This window comes from Amycolatopsis sp. 505 (assembly GCF_031625235.1).
Classification (GTDB): Bacteria; Actinomycetota; Actinomycetes; order Mycobacteriales; family Pseudonocardiaceae; genus Amycolatopsis.
In genome coordinates this window covers 1,290,311-1,312,839 of the sequence record NZ_JACKQP010000001.1, presented here as the reverse complement: position 1 = coordinate 1,312,839, position 22,529 = coordinate 1,290,311, and the positions used below count along the sequence as shown (strand labels likewise).

Genomic DNA, 22,529 nt, shown 5'->3' with positions numbered 1-22,529 from the left:
CCTGTCCCACCACCCCTGGGGACGCGAACCGCGCGTCCCCAGGTTTCGGGGCAGTTCTCCACAGGTTGTCCACCGCTCCTATCAGCGCTCTGTGGATAACTCGGCACTTCTTCCACAGTTGTGCACACACGCCTTTCCGGCGTGCCGAAGCACAGTCGCAAACGTTTGCGGGGGCGGAATCAGGCGCGGCCGAGGCTCGGCTCGGCGGTGGTGATCGTCACCTGGCCGAGCAGCCGCTCGAGGGCCGCCTCGACGTCTTCCTTCCAGGTGATCGCCGACCGCAGCTCGAGGCGCAGGCGGGGCCACTTCTGGTGCGGGCGGACCGTCTTGAAGCCCACGCTCTGGAGGAAGGCGGCCGGCAGCACGCAGCTGTGGCCGCCGTCCGGGTCGGCTTCGTCGGGACGGGCGTCACCGAACGCCTCGATGGCCCGGACGCCGCGCTTGGTCAGGTCCTTGGCGACCGCTTGGACGAGCATCCGGCCCAGACCACCGCCGCGGAACTCCGGCAGCACCTGGAACGAGGTCAGCAGGACGGCGTCGGCGCTCGGCGGCGACGTCGGGAAGGCCAGCGCGCGCGGGACCGCGTTCGGCGGGGCGTACAGCACGAACCCGACCGGCAGCGTGTCGCTGTAGACGATCCGGCCGCAGGAACCCCACTCGAGCAGCACGCTCGACACCCAGGCTTCCTTCTCGACCTCGGTCGCGCCGAACTCCTCGGCCTGGTGCTTCAGGTGGGGGGCGAGTTCCCAGTACACGCACCGGCGGCAGCTCTTCGGCAGGTGCTCGAGGTTGTCCAGTGTGACGCCCACGACGCGACGCGACACCCGCGACCTCCCTGACCTGCGCTCCCGACCGGCGGCCCGCTCGTCAGGCCGCGCGAGATCCACGGCACGAACACGGGAGCCACGGTCGAGGATAGGCCGATGTGACGAGCACCGGAAGGCCAGGGGGTCCTGATGGGTGCCCGGTTACACTCGATGGGATCTACCAGCTCCCGCGGGAGTGACCGTGTCCGCCTAGCCCCGGGTGAACGTCGATGACCGAGAACCGCCCCAGCAAGCCGCACAGCGGCCGCCAGAACCTCGACCCGCACCTGGAGCGGTACGCCGCGCGCACCGCCGGGATGACCGCCTCCGAGATCCGGGCGCTGTTCGCGGTGGCCAGCCGGCCCGAGGTGGTTTCGCTCGCCGGCGGCATGCCCAACCTCGCCGCGCTCCCGCTCGACACGCTGTCGGCGCAGGTGGCCGAGATCATCGCCGAAGACGGCCTGGAGGCGCTGCAGTACGGCTCGGCGCACGGCATCCCGGTGCTGCGCGAGCAGATCTGCGAAATCATGGCCCTGGAGGGCATCAAGGCGCACCCGGACGACGTCGTGGTGACCGTCGGCTCGCAGATGGGCCTGGACATGGTCACGCGGCTGTTCTGCGACCCGGGTGACGTCGTGATCGCCGAGGGCCCGTCGTACGTCGGCGCGCTGGGCTCGTTCGCCGCCTACCAGGCGCAGGTCGTGCACGTCGAGATGGACGATCGCGGCCTGGTGCCTTCGCTGCTGCGCGAAGCGCTCGACCAGACCAAGAAGGCCGGCCGCCGGGTCAAGTTCCTTTACACGATCCCGAACTTCCACAACCCCGCCGGCGTCACGCTGGCCGTCGAGCGCCGCGCGGAGATCCTGGAGATCTGCCGCGAGCACGGCGTCCTGGTCGTCGAAGACAACCCGTACGGGTTGCTCGGCTTCGACGGGCAGACGTACCCGGCGCTGCGGTCGACCGACCCCGACAACGTCGTATACCTCGGCTCGTTCTCGAAGACGTTCGCCTCCGGCCTGCGCGTCGGCTGGGTGCTGGCGCCGCACGCGGTGCGCGAGAAGCTCGTACTCGCCGCGGAATCGGCGACGCTGTGCCCGCCGACGTTCAACCAGATGATCGTGTCCCGCTACCTGGCCACGCACGACTGGAAGGGCCAGATCAAGAAGTTCCGCGAGAACTACCGCGAGCGGCGGGACGCGATCCTCTCCGCGCTCGACCAGTACCTGCCGCCGGGCTGCTCGTGGACCAAGCCGGACGGCGGTTTCTACGTCTGGGTGACCGTGCCGGAAGGCGTCGACACGAAGGCGATGCTGCCGCGCGCGGTGACCTCCCGGGTGGCGTACGCGTCCGGCACCGGCTTCTACGCCGACGGGTTCGGCAGCCGCCAGATGCGGCTGTCCTACTGCTACCCGACCCCGGAACGCATCCGCGAGGGCGTGCGTCGGCTGGCGGCCGTGCTGGAGTCCGAAATGGACCTCGCCCGCACCTTCGGTAACGTGAGCGCGCGCCAGATCCAGGGGCCGCAGACGCCCTCCCCGGACACCGTCTGATCGACGTACCCGGGCTAGCTAAGGAGTTTCCACGGTGGTCGACCGTACCGTTGCCGTGCTCGCCGGCGGGCTCTCGCACGAACGCGACGTCTCCCTGAGGTCCGGGCGGCGGCTGTCCGCGGCGCTCAAGTCCGAGGGCTTCGGCATCGAGGAGTGGGACACCGACGGCGGGCTGCTGGAGCGGCTGCGCACCCAGCGGCCGGACGCGGTGGTCGTCGCGCTGCACGGCGGCGAGGGCGAGAACGGCTCGGTGCAGACGGTGCTGGAGATGCTGGGCGTGCCGTTCGTCGGCACCGGCTCCCAGGGCTGCCGCCGCGCGTGGGACAAGCCGACCGCGAAGGCGTTGCTGCAGAACGCCGGGTTCGTGACGCCGGGCTGGGTCGTGCTGCCGCACAGCACCTTCCGCGAGCTCGGCGCCCAGGCGGTGCTCGACGCGATGGTGGAGCGCCTCGGCCTGCCGCTGATCCTCAAGCCGGACCAGGGCGGCTCGGCGCTCGGCACGCAGGTGGTGCGCGAGGCGGCGGAACTGCCGGCCGCGATGGTCGGCTGCTTCGCCTACGGGGACACCGTCCTCGCCGAGCGGTTCGTGGACGGCGTCGAGGTGGCCGTGACGGTCATCGAGGGCGAGGACGGGCCCGAGGCTCTGCCCGCGGTCGAGATCGTCCCGGAGAGCGGCGTGTACGACTACACGGCCCGCTACACCGCCGGCCTGACCGACTTCTTCACCCCGGCCCGGCTCGACGACGCGGCGGTCAAGGCGGTGGCCGAGCTGGCCGTCGCGGCGCACCGCGTGCTCGGCCTCCGCGACATCTCGCGGACCGACGCGGTCGTGGCGGCGGACGGCGCGGTCCACTTCCTCGAAGTGAACCCGTCGCCCGGTCTCACCGAGACGTCGACGGTGCCGATGGCGATCGAGGCGGCGGGCAAGTCGCTCGGCGCGGTGTTCGCCGAACTGATCGCGCGGGCGCTTACCCGCTGACGTCTCCTACGCGAAAGGCCGCCTCGGAACTTCCGTGGCGGCCTTTTTCGTGTGATCACTTCTCGTGGTGGCCACCACTGCGATGAGCAATCATCACCGTGACGAAACACCCCGGGGTGATCCCTAATCGGTTTTCGGTGTCTGATTTGCCCCGTTCGCGTCGATGATCGCGACGATCCGTTCGAGGTCGTCGACCGACCCGAACTCGAGCGTGATCCGGCCCTTGCGGCGGCCGAGGTCGACCTTCACGCGGGTGTCGAACCGGTCCGAGAGCCGGTTCGCGAGTTCCTGAAGACCCGGCGCTTGGATCGGCTTGCGCGGCGCAGGCTTCGGCTTGGCCGGCTTCTCGCTCTTCTTGAGCGTGACGGCTTCCTCGGTCGCCCGGACCGACATGCCTTCCGCGACGATGCGCGCGGCGAGCTCTTCCTGGCTTTCGGCGTCCTCCAGCGACAGCAACGCGCGCGCGTGGCCGGCGGACAGGACACCCGCGGCCACGCGGCGCTGCACCGGCAGGGGGAGCTTGAGGAGCCGGATCGTGTTGGTGATGACCGGGCGGCTGCGGCCGATCCGGCTCGCCAGTTCCTCGTGCGTGACCGCGAACTCGTCGAGCAGCTGCTGGTACGCCGCCGCCTCTTCGAGCGGGTTCAGCTGGACGCGGTGGATGTTCTCCAGGAGCGCGTCGCGCAGCATCGACTCGTCGGCGGTCTGCCGGACGATGGCCGGGATCGCCTCGAGGTCGGCCTGCTGCGAAGCACGCAGCCGCCGCTCGCCCATGACGAGCTCGTACTCGTCGTTCCCGAGCTCGCGGACGACGATGGGCTGCATGAGCCCGAACTCGCGGATCGAGTGCTCGAGTTCGGCGAGCGCGTCTTCGTCGAAGACCTGGCGGGGCTGCTTCGGGTTCGGCTTGATCGAGCTGACCGGGATCTCGCGGTAGACCGCGCCGGCAACCTCGCCGCTGACCTCCGGTCGCTGGCCGGCCGCGCCGTTCGCCGCGAACCAGCCCTTCTCCTCGGCCGCCTTCTTGTCCGCCGCCGCGCCGTCGGTGGGCGCGGGGAGCGGACCGCCGCCGGTCGGTCCGGTCGGGATCAGGGCGGCGAGGCCGCGCCCCAGCCCTCCTCGACGCTCGGTCATGTCGAACTACCCTTCTCCATTTGTGCGCCGCGCTCGGCGATCTCCTTCGCCGCGTCGACGTAGCTCATCGCCCCGCGCGAGCCGGGGTCGTAGGCGAGCACGGTCTGGCCGTACCCGGGTGCCTCGGACACCTTCACGCTGCGGGGGATGACCGTCTTCAGGACGGTGTCGCCGAAGTGGTTTCGCACCTCGTTCGTCACCTGGTCGGCCAGCTTGGTCCGGCCGTCGTACATCGTGAGGAGGATGGTCGAGACGCGCAGTTCGCGATTGAGGTGCTGCTGCACGAGCTCGATGTTGCTCAGCAGCTGCCCGAGACCTTCCAGCGCGTAGTACTCGCACTGGATCGGGATGAGCACCTCCTGCGCGGCGACCATCGCGTTGACCGTCAGCAGGCCCAGCGACGGCGGGCAGTCGATGAGGACGTAGTCGACGCCGATCTCGTCGAGGATCTCCGAGGAGATGGCCTCCTTGAGGCGGGACTCGCGAGACGCCATCGAGACGAGCTCGATCTCGGCGCCGGCGAGGTCGATCGTCGCGGGGACGCAGAAGAGGTTGGGGGACTGCTCGGTCGGCTGGGCCGCCTCGGCGAGCGTCACCTCGCCGATGAGCACCTCGTAGATGGAGGGCGTCCCGGACCGGTGGTCGACGTCGAGCGCGGTGCTCGCGTTGCCCTGCGGGTCGAGGTCGACGACGAGCGTCTTGAGCCCGTGGAGCGCGAGCGCGGCGGCCAGGTTGACCGTGCTGGTGGTCTTGCCGACGCCGCCCTTCTGGTTGGCGACGGTCAGCACGCGACGGCGGCCGGGGCGGGGAAGGGTCCCCTCCTCGGGGTGCAGCAGACGCGCGGCGCGGGCGGCTTCTTCGGCGATCGGCGTCCAGCCCACGTCGTGGCTGGTCTCCGTGGAGTCGGACGGCGGGGGATTCACCGGTCTCGACACCTCCTCCATCTAGACGTCTGGTCGGTGGTCGAGTCGCTACGTTTCACGTGGAACATCGCGGCCCGTTAACGCTTCCTGCTCCGCGCCTTCGGCTTGGCGGCTGCCGGCAGGCGACGGATCTTCACAACCGTGCTGGGGACCTCTAGTACTGCGGCGCCGCACTCGACGATGAGGGGATCGGCCCCGCCGGCCTTGCGGATGGCGGCACCGTCCCGCTCGATCTCGTCCGCCGCGCTGGCGCCCTTGAGGGCGACCAGGAAGCCATCGGGACGGACCAGCGGCAGGCACCAGTCCGCGAGACGAGCGAGCGGGGCGACCGCGCGAGCGGTGACGATGTCGGCACCACCGAGCTCCTCACGCACAGGCCGCTCCTCCGCGCGTCCACGGACGATGGTGATCGGGAGTTCCAGCTTCTCGGCCACCTCGGCCAGCCAGTCCACCCGGCGGGCCATCGGTTCGAGCAAGACGATATCGAGGTCCGGTCGCGCGATCGCCAGCGGTACACCCGGAAGCCCGGCGCCGGACCCGACGTCGACCACGCGGGCACCTTCAGGCATCTGCTCGCCGATCACTGCCGAGTTGAGCACGTGCCGTTCCCACAGCCGCTCAACTTCCCGCGGACCGATCAGCCCCCGCTCGACCCCGTGCCGCTCCAGGAGTTCGACGTACCCGGCCGCTTGGTCGACGTGCTCTCCGAACACCCGCGCCGCCGCCTGCTCCAAGCTCACTCCGCCTACTCCTCGTCCGCCGGTTTCACGTGAAACCGCGCTCGGTCGATTGTCCCCGATGAACCGGAGAAGACGAGCCGACAGTCCGAAGATGTGGACAACTCCACTCAGCCGGCGGCCAGCGGGGGACAGTTCCACGTGAAACATCACGCGTGTAATTCGCTCGGCCGAGGCGTCGCGTTGCCCAGCCGGACGCCGCATGCACACAACAAAGCGGCCCCACCTGACCGAGTCAAGTGGGGCCGCTCTGCGCCTGGAGCGTCTGGAGCTCAGGACTCCGGGAAGATCACCACACGGCGCTTCGGGTCCTCGCCCTCGCTCTCGCTCGTGACGCCCGAGACGGTCGCGACCGCGTCGTGGACGACCTTGCGCTCGAACGGGCTCATCGGCTGCAGCCGGACGCGCTCGCCGCTCTTCAGGACCGACTCCGCCGTCGAGCGGCCGAGCTCCTTCAGCTCCTCGCGGCGATCCGCGCGCCAGCCCGCGATGTCCAGCATCAGGCGGCTGCGGGAGCCCGTCTCCTGCTGGACCGCCAGGCGGGTCAGCTCCTGCAGCGCCTCGAGCACCGTGCCGCGCGGGCCGACGAGCTTCTCGAGGTCCTCGCCACCGTCGATGCTCACGATCGCGCGGCCGGCTTCCACGTCGAGGTCGATGTCCCCGTCGTAGTCGAGCAGGTCCAGCAGCCGCTCGAGGTAGTCGCCGGCGATGTCACCCTCCTGGACGAGGATGTCGTCACCGCCCGCCTTCTCCTCGCCCGCTGTGTCCGCGGCCGCGGCCGGGGTCACGTCGTCCTCATCGGCGTCGATCGTGTCGATCGTCTCCGACATCATTCGTCTCCTCTCCGAACCGGTCGCGCTCAGCGGCGCTTCCGGCCCGACTTCCTGGTCGAGTCTTTGAGAAGGCCCGGCACGCCCGTGCCGTTGTCCTTCGAACCGTTCTGGCCGTTCGTGTCGGCCGGGGTCTTGTCGCCGTCGTCCGCGGCGGCCGCCGCCGGCGTGGTCTGGGCGAAGCCGTGGGCCGAGCCCGCCTTCGTGACCTTCTTCTGGGAGCCGGTCTGCGCGGGCTGGTTCTTCTTCTGCTGGACCGGCTTCTGACCGACCTTCGGCGCGGTCGGCTTCTGGCCCGGCTTCGGCCCGAGCGTCGCGCGCTTCTCGGCGGCCTCCGCCTTGCGGGCCGCCTCTTCCTTGTCGATCTTCGTGTAGACGAGGCGCTGCTGCATCAGGGTCCAGCCGTTGTTCGCCAGCCAGTAGAAGAGGAGGCCGAGCGGGAACAGCGCACCGAAGACGAGCACACCGAGCGGGAAGATGTACATCGTCAGCTTGTTCATGATCGCGGTCTGCGGGGTGGCCGACGCGGCGTTCTGCCGGGCCACCGAGTGCCGCGCGGTCAGGTGCGTGGCGATCGAGGCGACGATCATCAGCGGCAGGGCCACCGGGAGCACGCTCCAGTGGAAGCCGACGTTCGTGGCGCCACCGCTGACGACCCCGACACCGTTGTAGACGGCCTCACCGAGGTTGACGCCGAACAGCTTCGCGTTGACGTAGGACTCGACGTCGTGCTGGCTGAAGAAGTAGTTCTCGGTCTTCGGCCCGCCACCGGGCGGCGGCATGGTGAACGCGCGCAGGACGTGGTTCAGGCCGATGAAGACCGGGATCTGGAGCAGCATCGGCAGGCAGCTGCCCAGCGGGTTGACGCCGTGCTCGCGCTGCAGCTTCTGCATCTCCGCGGCCTGGCGCTGCCGGTCGTTCGCGTACTTCTTCTGGATCTTCTTCATCTCCGGCGCGAAGTCCTGCATCTTCTTCATCGACCGGACCTGGTTCACGAACGGCTTGAACATGATGCCGCGGACCGTGAACGTCAGGAAGATGATGCCGAGGATCCAGGCGACCGCGGTCGATTCCCCGAAGACGAACCCGAAGACCTTGTGCCAACACCAGAGGATGAAGGACACGGGGTAGTAGATGAAATCGAGCACTGCTGCTACTCCTCGATCGGTGTTTCAGGTCTGCGGTGTCGCCACGAGAACGTCTCGGGCACGGGGTCGCGGCCGGGTGGCGTCCAGGGGCCGCAGCGCAGCAGCCGGCGCAGCGCGAGGTAGGAGCCGCGGCCGGCGCCGTGCCGGGTCAGGGCTTCGACTGCGTACGCGCTGCAGCTCGGGTAGAACCGGCAAGCCGGCGGGAGGAAGGGCGAGATCGCCTTGCGGTAGAGCTTGATGGGGAGCAGCAGGACCCACGCGACGGGACCGGGCCGGGGAGGCTCGGGGTCGACGTCGTGGTCGTGGTCGTGCTCGGGGGTGGCTCGCATGCCGGTCACACCGCTGATCCGTGGTCGGGGGTCGCGTCCGCGGGACGCGTCGGGCGGGGGACATCCCCGGCCGGACGGCGCGACGACAGAAGCCCCAGCCGACGCAACGCGGCGTCGAGATCGGACCCGAGCTCGGCGCTGGAAGCGGTCGACGACGGCGGCAATGCCCGTACGACCAACGCAGTGCCGGCGGGCAGTGTTCCGAGCCTGGCCGAAACGAGATGACGCAACCGCCGGCTGACGCGGTGGCGGACCACCGAGTTGCCGACGGCCTTGCTCACCACAAAACCCGCCCTGGCCGCCGACGGCAGAGCGTCGGCGGCCTCGGACGGGTCCGTGGTCAGCGCGTGGACGACGAGGCGGCGCCTGCCTGCCCGGGACCCGCGACGGAGAACCACGCGGAAATCCTCACTCCGCCGCAGGCGTGCGGCAGCCGGCAGCACAGCGCGCCCCGATCGTGCGATCAGGCGGACAGCGCGGCGCGGCCCTTGCGACGGCGGGCCGCCAGGATGGCCCGGCCGGCGCGGGTCCGCATGCGCAGGCGGAACCCGTGGGTCTTCGCGCGGCGGCGGTTGTTCGGCTGGAAGGTGCGCTTACCCTTGCTCACTGCTTCTCCTGTGTCTCGCGTCGGGCGGAAAGATTTCCTTCCCACCTGGCGTGTCGTGCGGGCGCACGGCAGTCTCTGGTGTCTCCTACCAACGTGTGGCCTCGTCACGACGAGCGACGACAACGTGGGCACGCGAAACGCACCCGTCGCATACGGGAGACCTTACGAGGGTACGCACCCCCGTCGGGCGGCCGGTAAGCACCCCCTCGGCCACGGTACGCGACCGGCGCGCGCGGCCGTGGCGGTCGACGCCGGGACACCGAATGGCCACGTCCTGTACACCGTGAAATGCTGGCCGCCGAGGATGCCTTGTGGCAGCGGACGGGGCTTGTTAGCGTGCCTCTTCCGGGTCACCGGTCGCGGTGCCCAGTCTCCGGGTGGTGGAGTGCCCACCGGCGTACGACGAGCCCGCAGGTGGCGGCGCCGCGGGTCGCCGTACATTAGTGCACAGCTGTGGACAACTATGTGGATATCCGCTGTGCCGATGCGCACGCAGGTCGCCGGGGTTCGGCCGTCCACGGAGACGAGGGGAGGGGAGCCAGACAGGTGTCGGATCACCAGCACAATCTGGGTGTCATCTGGGAACAGGTGGTACGCGAACTGTCCGACGGGACCCTCTCCCCCCAGCAGCGCGCCTGGATGCGGGTGACCCGTCCGATCGGCCTGCTCGACGGCACGGCGCTCCTGGCGGCGCCCAGCGACTTCGCGAAGGAAGCGATCGAACGCGGGCTGCGCGGCGCGATCACCGACGCGCTCTCCCGGCGGCTCGGCCGCGCGATCTCCCTCGCGGTGAAGGTCGACAGCGCCGAAGCCGTCGCCCCGGCGCCCGCCCCCCGGTACGTGCCGTCACCCGGCCGGGTGGAAAACGGCGCCAGCCCCGAACCCGCCTCGCCGATGCCGGCCAACGGCGCCCCGATGATGCCGCCGCCGCGGCCCGAACCGGCGCAGCCGCCGATGCCGCGGCCGATGCCGGCGCACCAGGCCGTCGTGCCGAAGCCGGACGACGGCGACGACACCGACGAGGAAGTCGACGAAGAGGGCGAGGCGCTCGCCGCGGTCCACGAGATCTGGCCGACGTTCTCCGGCCAGCCGATCGCCGGCCAGCCCTACACCGCGCCGGCGCAGCCGCAGACGTCGAAGACGAAGCTGAACGAGAAGTACACCTTCGACACGTTCGTCATCGGCGCGTCCAACCGCTTCGCGCACGCGGCCGCGGTCGCCGTCGCCGAAGCACCCGCCCGCGCGTACAACCCCCTGTTCATCTGGGGTGAGTCCGGGCTCGGCAAGACGCACCTGCTGCACGCGGTCGGCCACTACGCGCAACGGCTCTTCCCGGGCATGCGCGTCCGGTACGTCTCGACCGAAGAGTTCACGAACGACTTCATCAACTCGCTGCGCGACGACCGCAAGGTCGCGTTCCAGCGGCGCTACCGCGACATCGACATCCTGCTCGTCGACGACATCCAGTTCCTGGAGGGCAAGGAAGGGACGCAGGAAGAGTTCTTCCACACCTTCAACACCCTCCACAACGCGAACAAGCAGATCGTCGTCAGCTCCGACCGCCCGCCGAAGCGCCTCGAAACGCTGGAGGACCGGCTGCGGACGCGGTTCGAGTGGGGCCTGATCACCGACATCCAGCCGCCCGAGCTCGAGACGCGCATCGCGATCCTCCGCAAGAAGGCGGCGCAGGACAGGCTGGCGGTGCCGGGCGAGGTCCTCGAATTCATCGCTTCGCGCGTCGAGGCGAACATCCGGGAACTCGAAGGCGCGCTGATCCGGGTCACCGCGTTCGCGTCGCTGAACCAGCAGCCCGTCGACAGCGCGCTCGCCGAGATCGTGCTGCGGGACCTGATCCCCGACTCGCACGCGCCGGAAATCACGGCGCCGACCATCATGGGCGTCACGTCCGAGTTCTTCGACGTCACGCTCGACGACCTGTGCGGCCCCGGCAAGACGAAGGCGCTCGCCACGGCCCGCCAGATCGCGATGTACCTCTGCCGCGAGCTGACCGACATGTCGCTGCCGAAGATCGGGCAGACGTTCGGCGGCCGCGACCACACGACGGTCATGCACGCGGACAAGAAGATCCGCAAGGAGATGGCCGAGCGCCGGCGGATCTACGACCAGGTGCAGGAGCTGACGTCGCGCATCAAGCAGCGCGCCCGCCAGTAGCACATCCCTTATCTCGCAACGACTTCGGGGCGTCCGCTCAATGTGGACGCCCCTTAGTCGTCTTTGGAGTGTCCACAGCACGTACGCCCGCGAAGCAGCGAAGGTGCGTACGCGTGCTTCGCCAAACTCGCGAAATTTGTTTGTACACAAGGGGTTTTCCCCACCGTGTGGGCGGATTGCCCACAGTGCCAACGGATCTCCCACCAGCGCAGACACGGATTCCCTCCACACCCCACCCACAGGCGATCCACAGCGCATCCACACCCTTGTCCACGCGGATTCCACAGGTTGCCCACATGCTGTGCACAGGAGGAGCCGATCACTCGGAAGAGCGATTCGGGCCGTTCTGTCCGCCCCCAGGAACAGTCCCAAACCTGGGGACAACCATGGGGACAACCAGGCGGATCTGTGGACGAATCGGGGGACGCCCGAAACCATCCACGGACGCCCCGGGTTACCCACAGGTCCGCCACCACGGTTACCCACACGCCCGCGACCCGTCCGACCTGCGCGAACGAGCTCGATCCACACAATCCACAACACCTACTACTGCTACTGCCTTTAGATCTCTTCTAAGAGAGAAAAAGATAAAAACAGGCGGCGGACGAAGTTGGGGACAGCTGCGCGATCGAGTCGTCATGTCGACAAAGTCAAGGGGAGGCCGAGGTGACGGCGGCGCCCGCGACGGCCTAACGTGGACGCCTGCACCTGGTCCGCGCTCCGGCCGCTCACGCGGGGGTGGGCGGACCGGCCGGAGGGGGCAGCCGGTCACTGCCCCGCGAGAACGAGGCCTGGCCCGAGCCCGCACGGGGCTCGATCGTCGAAAGGATGCGCGCATGAAGATCCGCGTCGAGCGTGACGGGCTCGCCGACGCCGTCGCGTGGGTGGCCAGAAGCCTCCCCTCCCGGCCTCCGGTGCCGGTGCTGGGCGGTGTCCTGCTCGACGCCGGCTCGGACGGCGAAACCGACGCGCTGACGGTCTCCGGCTTCGACTACGAGGTCTCCGCCACGGTCGGGGTCCCCGCGACGATCGCCGACGGCGGCCGCCTCCTCGTGTCCGGGCGCCTGCTCGCCGACATCACCAAGGCGCTGCCCGCGCAGCCGGTCGAGATCTCCGTCGACGGCGCGCGCGCCACCATCACGTGCGGCAGCGCGCGCTTCTCCCTGCCGACCATGCCGGTCGAGGACTACCCGCAGCTGCCGTCCCAGCCCGCCTTCGCGGGCGAGCTCGCCGGCGACGCGTTCGGCCAGGCCGTCACCCAGGTCGTCGTCGCCGCGGGCAAGGACGACACGCTCCCGATGCTCACCGGCATGCGGCTGGAGATCTCCGGCAGCTCGCTGACCCTGGTCGCGACCGACCGCTTCCGGCTCGCCATGCGCGAGTTCACCTGGCAGCCGGCCGAGGGCCTGGCCGACGCCGCGGTGCTCGTCCCCGCGCGCACCCTCGCCGAGGCGGCCAAGACGCTCGGCGCGTCCGGCGCCACGATCCGCCTCGCGCTCGCGAGCGGCGAAGGCCTGCTCGGCCTGTCCGGCTCAGGCCGTTACACGACGACCCGCCTGCTCGACGCGGAGTTCCCGCCGTACCGGCAGCTGCTGCCGGCGTCGCACACCTCGCGCGCCGTGATCGAAGTCTCCGCGCTCACCGAGTCCATCAAGCGCGTTTCGCTGGTGGCGGAGCGGGGGACTCAGGTACGACTGGAGTTCGGGGACAACACGCTGCGGTTGTCCGCGGGCGGCGACGACGAGGGCAGCGCCGAAGAGGAGCTGCAGGTCGAGTACGAAGGTGAGCCGGTGACGATCGCGTTCAACCCGGGTTACCTCGTCGACGGCCTCGGCGCGCTCCACAGCGACCGGGCGGAGCTGACGTTCACCACGCCGAACCGCCCCGCGCTCATCAAGCCCGCCGACGCCGAGGGCAACGTCGTCCCCGGCTACCTGTACCTCCTGATGCCGGTCCGCCTGCCGGGCTGACCCGCTTTCCGTAGCATGTAAGGGGATCTCGATGGTTCAGCTCGGTCTGATCGGCCTGGGCAAGATGGGCTTCAACATGCGTGAACGGCTGCGTGCGGCCGGGCACGAGGTGGTCGGCTACGACCGCAACCCGGACGTCAGCGACACGACCTCGCTCGAGGACCTGGTGTCCAAACTGGACGGTCCGCGGATCGTCTGGATCATGGTCCCGGCCGGCGAGCCGACCCGGCAGACCGTCACCGAGCTGAGCAACCTGCTCGCGAGCGGCGACATGGTGATCGACGGCGGCAACTCGAAGTACACCGACGACAAGCTGAACGCCGACCTGCTCGCCGCGAAGAACATCGGCTACGTCGACTGCGGCGTGTCCGGCGGCGTGTGGGGCAAGGACAACGGCTACGGCCTGATGGTCGGCGGTGCGGCCGCCGACGTCGAGAAGGCGATGCCGATCTTCGACGCGCTGCGTCCGGAAGGCCCGCGCGAAGAGGGCTTCTCGCACGCCGGTGACGTCGGTGCGGGTCACTACGCGAAGATGATCCACAACGGCATCGAGTACGGCATGATGCAGGCCTTCGCCGAAGGCTTCGAGCTGCTCGAAGCCGCGAAGGTCGTCAAGGACGTGCCCGCGGTGATCAAGGGCTGGCAGCGCGGCACGGTCGTCCGGTCCTGGCTGCTCGACCTGCTCGTGCGCGCGCTCGACGAAGACCCGGAGCTGGACGACCTCGAGGGGTACGTCGAGGATTCCGGCGAAGGCCGCTGGACGCTCGAAGAGGCGATCAACAACGCGGTGCCGGCGCCGGTCATCTCGGCCGCGCTGTTCGCGCGGTTCGCTTCGCGCCAGGAGCACTCGGCCGCGATGCGCGCGGTCGCCGCGCTGCGCAACCAGTTCGGCGGGCACGCGGTGAAGAAGGTCGGCGGGTAGGGAGCCCTGGTGTATCTGCGACACCTGCAGGTCACCGACTTCCGCTCTTGGCCACAGGCCGATCTCGCCCTCGAACCGGGGCCGACCGTGCTGGTCGGCCAGAACGGCCGCGGCAAGACCAACCTGCTGGAGGCGATCGGGTACGTCGCGACGCTGGGCTCGCACCGCGTCGCGACGGACGCGCCGCTGATCCGGCACGGCTGCGAACGCGCGCTGGTCCGGGTCGCGGTGGTCAACGACGACCGCGAACTGACCGTCGAGCTCGAGATCACCAACGGCCGCGCGAACCGCGCCCGGGTCAACCGCGGCGCGGTCGGCCGGCCGCGGGACGTGCTCGGGATCCTGCGCACGGTGCTGTTCTCCCCGGAGGACCTCGCGCTCGTGCGGGGGGACCCGAGCGAGCGACGCCGGTTCCTCGACGAGCTCCTCGTGCTGCGCGCGCCGCGGTACGCCGGGGTCCGGGCGGACTACGAGAAGGTGCTGAAGCAGCGGAACGCCCTGCTCAAGACGGCCGGGAAACGCCGTACGGGCCGCGAAGACCCGTACGCGCTCTCGACGCTCGAGGTCTGGGACGACCACTTGTCGGTGGCGGGCGCGGAGCTGCTGGCCGCGCGCCTGAACCTCGTCGCCGACCTCGCGCCGTACGCGGCTTCGGCGTATATGGGGGTCGCGCCGGACTCGCGTCCGGCGAAGATCGCCTACCGGTCGTCGCTGGGCGCGGCCCTGCCGGAAACGTACGGCGTACCGGACGGTGAACGGGCGCAACCCGAGGTACTGAAGGACGTCTTACTCAAGGCGCTGGGCGAAGCCCGCAAGGCGGAGCTCGAGCGCGGCATCAGCCTGGTCGGCCCGCACCGGGACGAGCTGGAACTGATCCTGGGCCAGGCGCCGGCCAAGGGCTACGCGAGCCACGGCGAGTCGTGGTCGTTCGCCCTGGCGCTCCGGCTCGGCAGTTACGAGCTGCTGCGCGGGGAGGCCGGCGAGCCGGTGCTGCTGCTCGACGACGTGTTCGCCGAGCTGGACCGCAAGCGCCGGGCCCGGCTGGCCGAGGTGGCCGCGAGCGCCGAACAGGTGCTGGTGACCGCCGCGGTCGACGAAGACGTGCCCGGGGAGCTCGCCGGGCACCGGTTCGTGGTGGCGGATGGTGAGATCACGCGTGGCTGAGCAAGGCGACCGGGCACCCCGGGTGACGGGCGGCACAAACCGCACCCGATCTGGGGACAAACCTGTGGACAGTGTGGATAACACGGTGAATGAGTTATCGCTGCCCGTGACTCTGCGGCCGGATGGGTGGCACAAAACGCCCGAAAACGACGCCCATCCTCCGGCAGGCACCGAGCGTGATGACCACGCTGGGCCGAACGAGACACCCCCGACCGGACGCGATCTCGCGCACGCCGCGCTGGAGGCCGCGAAGGCCAAGGCCAAGGAGCGGGGTGTCCCGCCCGGGCGCCGCCGTCCCGCGGTAGGTGGCGGGCAGAATCCCCGGCGGCGGCGCTGGTCGGGACCGGGCGCGGACGCGCGCGACCCGCAGCCGCTCGGCCGGCTGGTCTCCCGGCTGGTCAGCGACCGCGGCTGGAACGAGAGCGTCACCAGCGCCCGCGTCTTCGCGCAGTGGGCGCGGCTGGTCGGCGAAGACGTCGCCGAGCACGCGCAGCCGGTCGCGCTCAAGGACGGCGAACTCACCGTCCGCGCCAGCTCGACGGCGTGGGCCACCCAGCTCCGGTTGCTGCAGGGCAAGCTGCTCGCCAAGATCGCGGCGGGGGTCGGCAACGGCGTCGTCAAGCGGATGCGGATCCAGGGCCCGACCGCCCCGAGCTGGCGGAAAGGGCCCCGTCACGTGCCGGGCCGCGGCCCCCGTGACACGTACGGCTGACCCGGGTTGCGCGATGCTCGGTTGAATGGGCCGAGAACGCATCCAGACCTCCCGAGATACGTCAAGACTCGGCTCGAACCGATTTCGTCCGTCTGTGACGCGTTCAGGGGTGTCCTTGCCGCATGTCAGCGGACGCGGCCAAGTACACTGGAGGAGAGCGAGCGTCCGCTCGGGCGAGACGAGGAGAAACAACGCCGGTGACCGAGAACAAGAGCGAGTACAACGCGTCGTCGATCACGGTGCTCGAAGGCCTCGAAGCGGTCCGCAAGCGCCCCGGCATGTACATCGGTTCCACCGGTGAACGCGGGCTGCACCACCTCGTCCAGGAGGTCGTCGACAACTCCGTCGACGAAGCGATGGCCGGGTACGCCACCAAGGTCGAGGTTACCCTCCTCGCCGACGGCGGGGTCCGCGTCGTCGACGACGGCCGCGGCATCCCGGTCGACATGCACCCGAAGGAGCAGAAGCCGACCCTCGAGGTCGTGCTCACCGTGCTCCACGCGGGCGGCAAGTTCGACAGCGACTCCTACGCGGTGTCCGGCGGCCTGCACGGCGTCGGCGTCTCGGTGGTGAACGCGCTGTCGACGAAGCTGCTCGCCGAGGTCAAGTACGGCGGCCGCAGCTGGCGCCAGGAGTACACCGACCAGATCCCCGGCCCGCTGGAGGACCTCGGCCCGGCGAGCGAGACCGGCACCACGATCACCTTCTGGGCCGACGGGAACATCTTCGAGACCACGACCTACAACTTCGAGACCATCTCGCGCCGGCTCCAGGAGATGGCGTTCCTCAACAAGGGGCTGACGCTGTCCCTGCGTGACGAGCGCGTCGCGGACGAGGAGACCGAGGAGGACGCCGAGGGCAAGGTCGCGCGGGTCAAGGAGAAGACCTACTGCTACCCGGGCGGGCTCGAGGACTTCGTCAAGCACATCAACGGCAGCAAGGAGCCGATCCACCCCAGCGTCATCTCCTTCGACGCCAAGGGCACCGGCCTCGAGGTCGAGGTCGCGATGCAGTGGAACACCGGGTTCACGCCGTCGGTGTACACGTTCGCCAACACGATCAACACCCACGAGGGCGGCACCCACGAAGAGGGCTTCCGCGCCGCGCTGACCCGCGTCGTCAACGCGTACGCGCGCGACAAGAAGCTGCTCAAGGAGAAGGACGCCAACCTGACCGGTGACGACGTGCGCGAGGGCCTCGCCGCGATCGTCTCGATCAAGCTGTCCGAGCCGCAGTTCGAGGGCCAGACCAAGACCAAGCTGGGCAACAGCGAGGCCAAGACGTTCGTGCAGCAGACGTCGAACGAGTGGCTGGCGGACTGGTTCGAGCGCAACCCGACCGAGGCGAAGACGATCATCAACAAGTCGATCTCCTCGGCGCAGGCCCGGATGGCCGCGCGCAAGGCGCGTGACCTGGTCCGCCGCAAGGGCGCGCTGGAGATCGGCGGCCTGCCCGGCAAGCTGAAGGACTGCCGCTCCACCAAGCCGGAGGAGTGCGAGCTCTACATCGTCGAGGGTGACTCGGCCGGCGGCTCGGCCAAGGAAGGCCGCGACTCGATGTACCAGGCGATCCTGCCGATCCGCGGCAAGATCATCAACGTCGAGAAGGCCCGCATCGACCGCGTCCTCAAGAACACCGAGGTCCAGTCGCTGATCACCGCGCTCGGCACCGGCATCCACGACGAGTTCGACATCGAGAAGCTGCGCTACCACAAGATCGTGCTGATGGCCGACGCCGACGTCGACGGCCAGCACATCACCACGCTGCTGCTCACCCTGCTGTTCCGCTTCATGGCCCCGCTGATCGAGCACGGCCACGTCTTCCTGTCGCGGCCGCCGCTGTACAAGATCAAGTGGCCGCGGTCCGAGCCGGAGTACGCGTACTCCGACCGCGAGCGCGACGCCGTCATCCAGGCGGGGGTCGAGGCCGGGAAGAAGCTGCCGAAGGACGACGCGATCCAGCGCTACAAGGGTCTCGGCGAGATGAACGCCGAAGAGCTGTGGGAGACCACGATGGACCCGGCGAACCGGCTGCTGGGCCAGGTCACGATGGACGACGCTGCCCAGGCGGACGAGCTGTTCTCGGTTCTGATGGGCGAGGACGTCGAGGCCCGCCGGTCGTTCATCACGCGCAACGCCAAGGACGTGCGCTTCCTGGACGTCTAGGCGTCCCCCGTTCTTCGTCCCGCTAGGCCCCCGCACCCGAGAAGGACCTCATGACGGAAACCTTGCCGCCGGCTCCGGAACACGACCGGATCGAGCCGGTCGACATCCAGCAGGAGATGCAGCGCTCCTACATCGACTACGCGATGAGCGTCATCGTGTCGCGGGCGCTGCCGGACGTGCGTGACGGCCTCAAGCCCGTCGCCCGCCGGATCCTGTACTCGATGTTCGACTCCGGTTTCCGGCCGGACCGCGGGTACAACAAGTGCTCCCGCGTCGTCGGCGACGTCATGGGCAACTACCACCCGCACGGTGACTCGGCGATCTACGACGCGCTGGTCCGGCTGGCCCAGCCGTGGTCGCTGCGGTACCCGCTGATCGACGGCCAGGGCAACTTCGGCTCGTCGGGCAACGACCCCGCAGCCGCCATGCGGTACACCGAGTCCCGGCTCGCGCCGCTGGCCATGCAGATGCTGGCCGACATCGAAGAAGACACCGTCGACTTCTCCGACAACTACGACGGCCGCACGCAGGAGCCCGACGTCCTGCCGTCGCGGTTCCCGAACCTGCTGGTCAACGGCGGCTCCGGGATCGCGGTCGGGATGGCGACGAACATCCCGCCGCACAACCTGCGCGAGGTCTCCGAAGGCGTCGCCTGGGCGCTGGAGAACCCGGACGCGACCGACGACGAGCTGCTGGCCGCGCTGCTCGTGCGGATCAAGGGCCCGGACTTCCCGACCAGGGCGATGATCCTCGGCACGTCCGGCATCGAGGACGCCTACCGCACCGGCCGCGGCTCGATCCGGATGCGCGCGGTCGTCGAGGTCGAAGAGGACGCGAAGGGCCGGACCATCCTGGTCGTGTCCGAGCTGCCCTACCAGGTCAACCCGGACAACCTGGTCGAGAACATCGCGAACCTGGTCCGCGACGGCAAGCTCACCGGCATCGCCGACATCGCCGACGAGTCCAACAGCCGCTCGGGCATGCGGATCGTCGTCACGATCAAGCGCGACGCGGTCGCGAAGGTCGTGCTGAACAACCTCTACAAGCACACCCAGCTGCAGCAGAACTTCGGCGTCAACATGCTGGCCCTGGTCGACGGCGTGCCCCGCACGCTGCGGCTCGACCAGATCATCCGGCACTACGTGAAGCACCAGGTCGAGGTCATCGTCCGGCGGACCCGCTTCCGCCTGAAGAAGGCCGAGGAACGGGCCCACATCCTGCGCGGGTACGTCAAGGCCCTCGACATGCTCGACGAGGTCATCGCGCTGATCCGGCGGTCGCCGTCCGCCGACGAGGCCCGGCCGGCCCTGATGGAGCTGCTGGACGTCGACGAGATCCAGGCGACCGCGATCCTCGACATGCAGCTGCGGCGCCTCGCCGCCCTGGAGCGCCAGCGGATCATCGACCAGCTGGCCGAGATCGAGCTGGAGATCGCCGACCTCAAGGACATCCTCGAGAAGCCCGAGCGGCAGCGCGCGATCATCCGCGACGAGCTGATGGCGATCGTCGAGAAGTACGGCGACGACCGGCGCACGAAGATCATCGGCTTCAGCGGCGACGTCACCGACGAGGAACTGATCGCGGTCGAGGACGTCGTCGTCACCATCACCCGCACGGGGTACGCCAAGCGGACGAAAACGGATCTCTACCGGTCGCAGAAGCGCGGCGGCAAGGGCGTGCAGGGCGCGACGCTGAAGCAGGACGACATCGTCCAGCACTTCTTCGTCTGCTCGACGCACGACTGGATCCTGTTCTTCACGAACAAGGGCCGCGTGTACCGGACCAAGGCGTACGAGCTGCCCGAAGCCAACCGCAACGCGCGCGGCCAGCACGTGGCGAACCTGATGGCGTTCCAGCCGGACGAGCAAATCGCCCAGGTCATCGAGATCAAGAACTACGAGGTCGCGCCGTACCTGGTGCTCGCCACCAAGCGCGGCCTGGTGAAGAAGACCAAGCTCACCGACTTCGACTCCAACCGCTCGGGTGGCCTCATCGCCATCAACCTGCGCGAGGGCGACGAGCTGGTCGGCGCGGTGCTGGCGGCGGCGGAGGACGACCTGCTGCTGGTGTCGGCGGAGGGCCAGTCCATCCGCTTCCACGCGACCGACGAGGCGCTGCGGCCGATGGGCCGCCCGACGTCCGGCGTGATGGGCATGCGCTTCAACGACGGCGACGAGCTGCTCGGCATCAGCGTCGTCAAGGAAGGCAAGTTCCTGCTGGTCGCGACCGACGGCGGGTACGCCAAGCGCACGGCGATCGAGGACTACCCGGTCCAGGGCCGCGGCGGCAAGGGTGTGCTCACCATTCAGCACGACCGCAAACGTGGCAGGCTGGTGGGTGCGCTCATCGTCGACGCCGAGGACGAGCTCTACGCGATCACCTCGAGCGGCGGCGTGATCCGCACGCCGGCGGGCGACGTCCGTAAGGCGGGACGGCAGACGAAGGGGGTCCGGCTGATGAATCTCGGCGAAGGCACCACTCTTCTCGCGGTCGCACGCAACGCGGACGAGCCCTCGGACGTCGCCAATGGTGACGCTCCCGAAGCGCCGGAAGCAGCTGACGAGACCACGGCGCAGCCCGAGCAGTAAGTTCACAACTACGGACAGCGCCCCACGGCACGGGTAAGGACTGACTCTTCGTGACACCGACCGACAATCCCGAGGCAGCGGGTTCGAACGGAACGCCGGCGAGCCCGCCCTGGCAGCGGGTGGACAAGGAAGGCGACGCCGAAGCGACGGTCAAGCTGGCCACGGAGGAGGCGCAGCCCGCCCCCGCCACCGAACGCCCGGTGGTGACGGGCAGCGCAGCCCCCCGCCTCTTCGGCGGCAGCGCGGAAACGCCTCCTCCCGCGGCCGGCGAGGTCCCCCCGGCCTCGACGCAGCGAGCCCGCCCGAGCGCCCTGCGCCGCCCCGGCCGGGGCCCCCGCCGAGCATCCCTGCAGGTCAAGCGCTTCGACCCGTGGTCGGTCCTCAAGCTGTCCCTGGTCCTGGGCGTCGCGATGTTCTTCGTCTGGCTGGTAGCGGTCGGCGTCCTGTACACGGTGCTGGACGGCATGGGCGTCTGGGACAAACTGAACGGAACGTACTCGTCCCTGGTCGGCGGCGAGGGAGCGAACGCCTCGGCCGAACCCCTGATCAGCGCGGGCCGCGTGTTCGGCATCGCCGCCATCCTCGGCGCGATCAACATCGTCCTGGTCTCGGCCCTGGCCACGGTGAGCGCGTTCATCTACAACGTCTCAGCCGACCTGGCAGGAGGCCTGGAAGTCACCTTGTCCGAACGGGAGTGACCCGGTTGCAGGGCCCCTCCGGGGGTCCTGTAAAGTTCTCCTCGTTCAAGGGCCTATAGCTCAGGCGGTTAGAGCGCTTCGCTGATAACGAAGAGGTCCCAGGTTCAAGTCCTGGTAGGCCCACGCAGGTCAAGCCCGGTTCGCACTGTGCGAGCCGGGTTTTTTGCTGCCTGACTATCGATTTCAGTCGGACCCAATCCCAGCAGCGGTACTTCGCCGTTCGATCATCACGACGTCGCGCCACCGGCCGTGGTGCCGGCCGATCCGTTCGCGGGTCCCGAGTTCGCGGAAGCCGGCGCGGTGGTGGAGTGCTCTGCTCGCGGTGTTCTCGGGGAAGACGCCGCTTTGGATCGTCCAGATGCCCGCGTTCTCGGTCGAGCTGATGAGCGCATCCAGGAGTGCGTGGCCGACACCCCGGCCGCGTGCGGTCGTGCTGACGTACACGCTGTGCTCGACGACCCCGGCGTAAACGCAGCGGGAGGACACGGCGCTGACGGCGGTCCAGCCAAGCACGTCTCCAGCGGCATCAAGAGCCACGAACCGGTGCGCCGGCAGGTGGTCCTCGTCCCACGTGGCCCAGTCGGGGGCGGTGGTTTCGAAGCTGGCGTGCCCGGTGTCGAGTCCGGCTTGGTAGATCGCCAGGACCTGCTCGGCGTGAACGGCCGTCATCGGGACGACGAGGGGAGGCGGGGTACTGCGGATGTTCGACGCGTGCCCGGACAGCGGGACGCCGTCCCAGTCGGGGCTCATCGGGAGGTGTCGCAGGTGACAGCGGCGAACGGCAGCACTCCGCGGCCCATGACGACGTCGGCGGCGGTCGGGAAGCAGGACACGCAGCGCTGGTTGACCCGGTAGAGCCGGGCGGTGCCGCGCGGCTCGGCGAGCACGAACCGGGCTTCGGTGAGGATTTTCAAATGGGCGGACACCGTGGACTGGCCCACCTCGACCCGTTCGACGATCTGCCCGACCGTCAGCGGAGTGCCGGTGGCGGCCAGCAGGTTGAGGATCTGGACCCGCGTCGGGTCGGCCAGCGCGCGGAACCAGCCCGCGTAGGTCTCGGCAGTGTGGCGATCGAGCACAACAGCCCCCTTCATC

The 22,529-nt window shown here is 69.4% G+C and carries 21 protein-coding genes and 1 tRNA gene; 11 read left to right on the top strand and 11 right to left on the bottom strand.

The window, feature by feature from the left end:
* Positions 1-179: 179 nt before the first annotated feature.
* The gene (locus H5965_RS06410; RefSeq protein WP_081655853.1) at positions 180-824 is read right to left on the bottom strand and encodes a GNAT family N-acetyltransferase; all 645 of its coding nucleotides are present in this window, start codon (positions 822-824) and stop codon (positions 180-182) included.
* Positions 825-1,036: 212 nt separating this feature from the next.
* Between H5965_RS06410 and H5965_RS06405 the strand changes: the two genes are divergently transcribed.
* Positions 1,037-2,356: a PLP-dependent aminotransferase family protein gene (locus H5965_RS06405; RefSeq protein WP_310968353.1), complete on the top strand. Its 1,320-nt coding sequence runs from the start codon at positions 1,037-1,039 to the stop codon at positions 2,354-2,356.
* A gap of 34 nt (positions 2,357-2,390) precedes the next feature.
* Positions 2,391-3,335 carry a D-alanine--D-alanine ligase gene (locus H5965_RS06400; RefSeq protein ID WP_310968352.1) on the top strand — a complete coding sequence of 315 codons (945 nt, stop codon included), beginning with the start codon at positions 2,391-2,393 and terminating at the stop codon, positions 3,333-3,335.
* A 123-nt stretch (positions 3,336-3,458) separates the two neighbouring features.
* Here the strand turns inward: H5965_RS06400 and H5965_RS06395 are convergent, their stop codons facing one another.
* The 8 genes from H5965_RS06395 to rpmH all read right to left on the bottom strand — a co-directional run bounded on the left by H5965_RS06395 (position 3,459) and on the right by rpmH (position 9,043).
* Entirely contained in the window at positions 3,459-4,469 is a 1,011-nt protein-coding gene (locus H5965_RS06395; RefSeq protein WP_310968351.1) for a ParB/RepB/Spo0J family partition protein, read from the bottom strand.
* Positions 4,466-5,392 carry a ParA family protein gene (locus H5965_RS06390; protein WP_396136865.1) on the bottom strand — a complete coding sequence of 309 codons (927 nt, stop codon included), beginning with the start codon at positions 5,390-5,392 and terminating at the stop codon, positions 4,466-4,468. The genes H5965_RS06395 and H5965_RS06390 overlap by 4 nt, the downstream gene beginning before the upstream one ends.
* A gap of 77 nt (positions 5,393-5,469) precedes the next feature.
* Positions 5,470-6,132, bottom strand: a complete 663-nt coding sequence (rsmG, locus tag H5965_RS06385; RefSeq protein ID WP_310968349.1) for a 16S rRNA (guanine(527)-N(7))-methyltransferase RsmG — start codon at positions 6,130-6,132, stop codon at positions 5,470-5,472.
* A 269-nt stretch (positions 6,133-6,401) separates the two neighbouring features.
* On the bottom strand, positions 6,402-6,959 hold the full coding sequence (locus tag H5965_RS06380; protein WP_310968348.1) for a R3H domain-containing nucleic acid-binding protein: 558 nt from the start codon (positions 6,957-6,959) through the stop codon (positions 6,402-6,404).
* Positions 6,960-6,988: 29 nt separating this feature from the next.
* Positions 6,989-8,107, bottom strand: a complete 1,119-nt coding sequence (gene yidC / locus H5965_RS06375; protein WP_310968347.1) for a membrane protein insertase YidC — start codon at positions 8,105-8,107, stop codon at positions 6,989-6,991.
* A 5-nt stretch (positions 8,108-8,112) separates the two neighbouring features.
* Positions 8,113-8,436 (bottom strand): membrane protein insertion efficiency factor YidD, encoded by a 324-nt coding sequence (yidD, locus tag H5965_RS06370; RefSeq protein WP_310968346.1) that lies wholly within the window; start codon positions 8,434-8,436, stop codon positions 8,113-8,115.
* A gap of 5 nt (positions 8,437-8,441) precedes the next feature.
* Entirely contained in the window at positions 8,442-8,879 is a 438-nt protein-coding gene (rnpA, locus tag H5965_RS06365; protein ID WP_310968345.1) for a ribonuclease P protein component, read from the bottom strand.
* A gap of 20 nt (positions 8,880-8,899) precedes the next feature.
* Complete coding sequence (gene rpmH, locus H5965_RS06360; protein ID WP_043787046.1) at positions 8,900-9,043, bottom strand: 50S ribosomal protein L34; 144 nt, start codon at positions 9,041-9,043, stop codon at positions 8,900-8,902.
* 546 nt (positions 9,044-9,589) lie between these two features.
* Between rpmH and dnaA the strand changes: the two genes are divergently transcribed.
* From dnaA to H5965_RS06315, 9 genes are all read left to right on the top strand, one after another.
* On the top strand, positions 9,590-11,215 hold the full coding sequence (gene dnaA / locus H5965_RS06355) for a chromosomal replication initiator protein DnaA (protein WP_310968344.1): 1,626 nt from the start codon (positions 9,590-9,592) through the stop codon (positions 11,213-11,215).
* An 836-nt stretch (positions 11,216-12,051) separates the two neighbouring features.
* Positions 12,052-13,185, top strand: coding sequence for a DNA polymerase III subunit beta (gene dnaN / locus H5965_RS06350; RefSeq protein WP_310968343.1), 1,134 nt, complete (start codon positions 12,052-12,054; stop codon positions 13,183-13,185).
* Positions 13,186-13,216: 31 nt separating this feature from the next.
* The gene (gene gnd / locus H5965_RS06345) at positions 13,217-14,107 is read left to right on the top strand and encodes a phosphogluconate dehydrogenase (NAD(+)-dependent, decarboxylating) (RefSeq protein WP_396136864.1); all 891 of its coding nucleotides are present in this window, start codon (positions 13,217-13,219) and stop codon (positions 14,105-14,107) included.
* Between the two features lie 9 nt (positions 14,108-14,116).
* Positions 14,117-15,271 (top strand): DNA replication/repair protein RecF, encoded by a 1,155-nt coding sequence (recF, locus tag H5965_RS06340; RefSeq protein WP_310968342.1) that lies wholly within the window; start codon positions 14,117-14,119, stop codon positions 15,269-15,271.
* 106 nt (positions 15,272-15,377) lie between these two features.
* On the top strand, positions 15,378-15,983 hold the full coding sequence (locus tag H5965_RS06335; RefSeq protein WP_396136863.1) for a DciA family protein: 606 nt from the start codon (positions 15,378-15,380) through the stop codon (positions 15,981-15,983).
* A gap of 197 nt (positions 15,984-16,180) precedes the next feature.
* Positions 16,181-18,148, top strand: a complete 1,968-nt coding sequence (gene gyrB / locus H5965_RS06330) for a DNA topoisomerase (ATP-hydrolyzing) subunit B (protein WP_310968341.1) — start codon at positions 16,181-16,183, stop codon at positions 18,146-18,148.
* 50 nt (positions 18,149-18,198) lie between these two features.
* Positions 18,199-20,736 (top strand): DNA gyrase subunit A, encoded by a 2,538-nt coding sequence (gyrA, locus tag H5965_RS06325; protein ID WP_310968340.1) that lies wholly within the window; start codon positions 18,199-18,201, stop codon positions 20,734-20,736.
* Positions 20,737-20,786: 50 nt separating this feature from the next.
* A complete protein-coding gene (locus H5965_RS06320; protein ID WP_310968339.1) occupies positions 20,787-21,434 on the top strand; it encodes a DUF3566 domain-containing protein in 648 nt (215 codons plus the stop codon).
* Between the two features lie 49 nt (positions 21,435-21,483).
* Positions 21,484-21,557, top strand: a tRNA-Ile gene (locus tag H5965_RS06315).
* A 60-nt stretch (positions 21,558-21,617) separates the two neighbouring features.
* Here the strand turns inward: H5965_RS06315 and H5965_RS06310 are convergent.
* Together H5965_RS06310 and H5965_RS06305 are read right to left on the bottom strand one after the other, a co-directional pair.
* A complete protein-coding gene (locus tag H5965_RS06310) occupies positions 21,618-22,184 on the bottom strand; it encodes a GNAT family N-acetyltransferase (protein WP_310968338.1) in 567 nt (188 codons plus the stop codon).
* A complete protein-coding gene (locus H5965_RS06305) occupies positions 22,181-22,513 on the bottom strand; it encodes a metalloregulator ArsR/SmtB family transcription factor (protein ID WP_310968337.1) in 333 nt (110 codons plus the stop codon). Before H5965_RS06305 ends, H5965_RS06310 begins: the two co-directional genes overlap by 4 nt.
* Between the last annotated feature and the right edge of the window lie 16 nt (positions 22,514-22,529).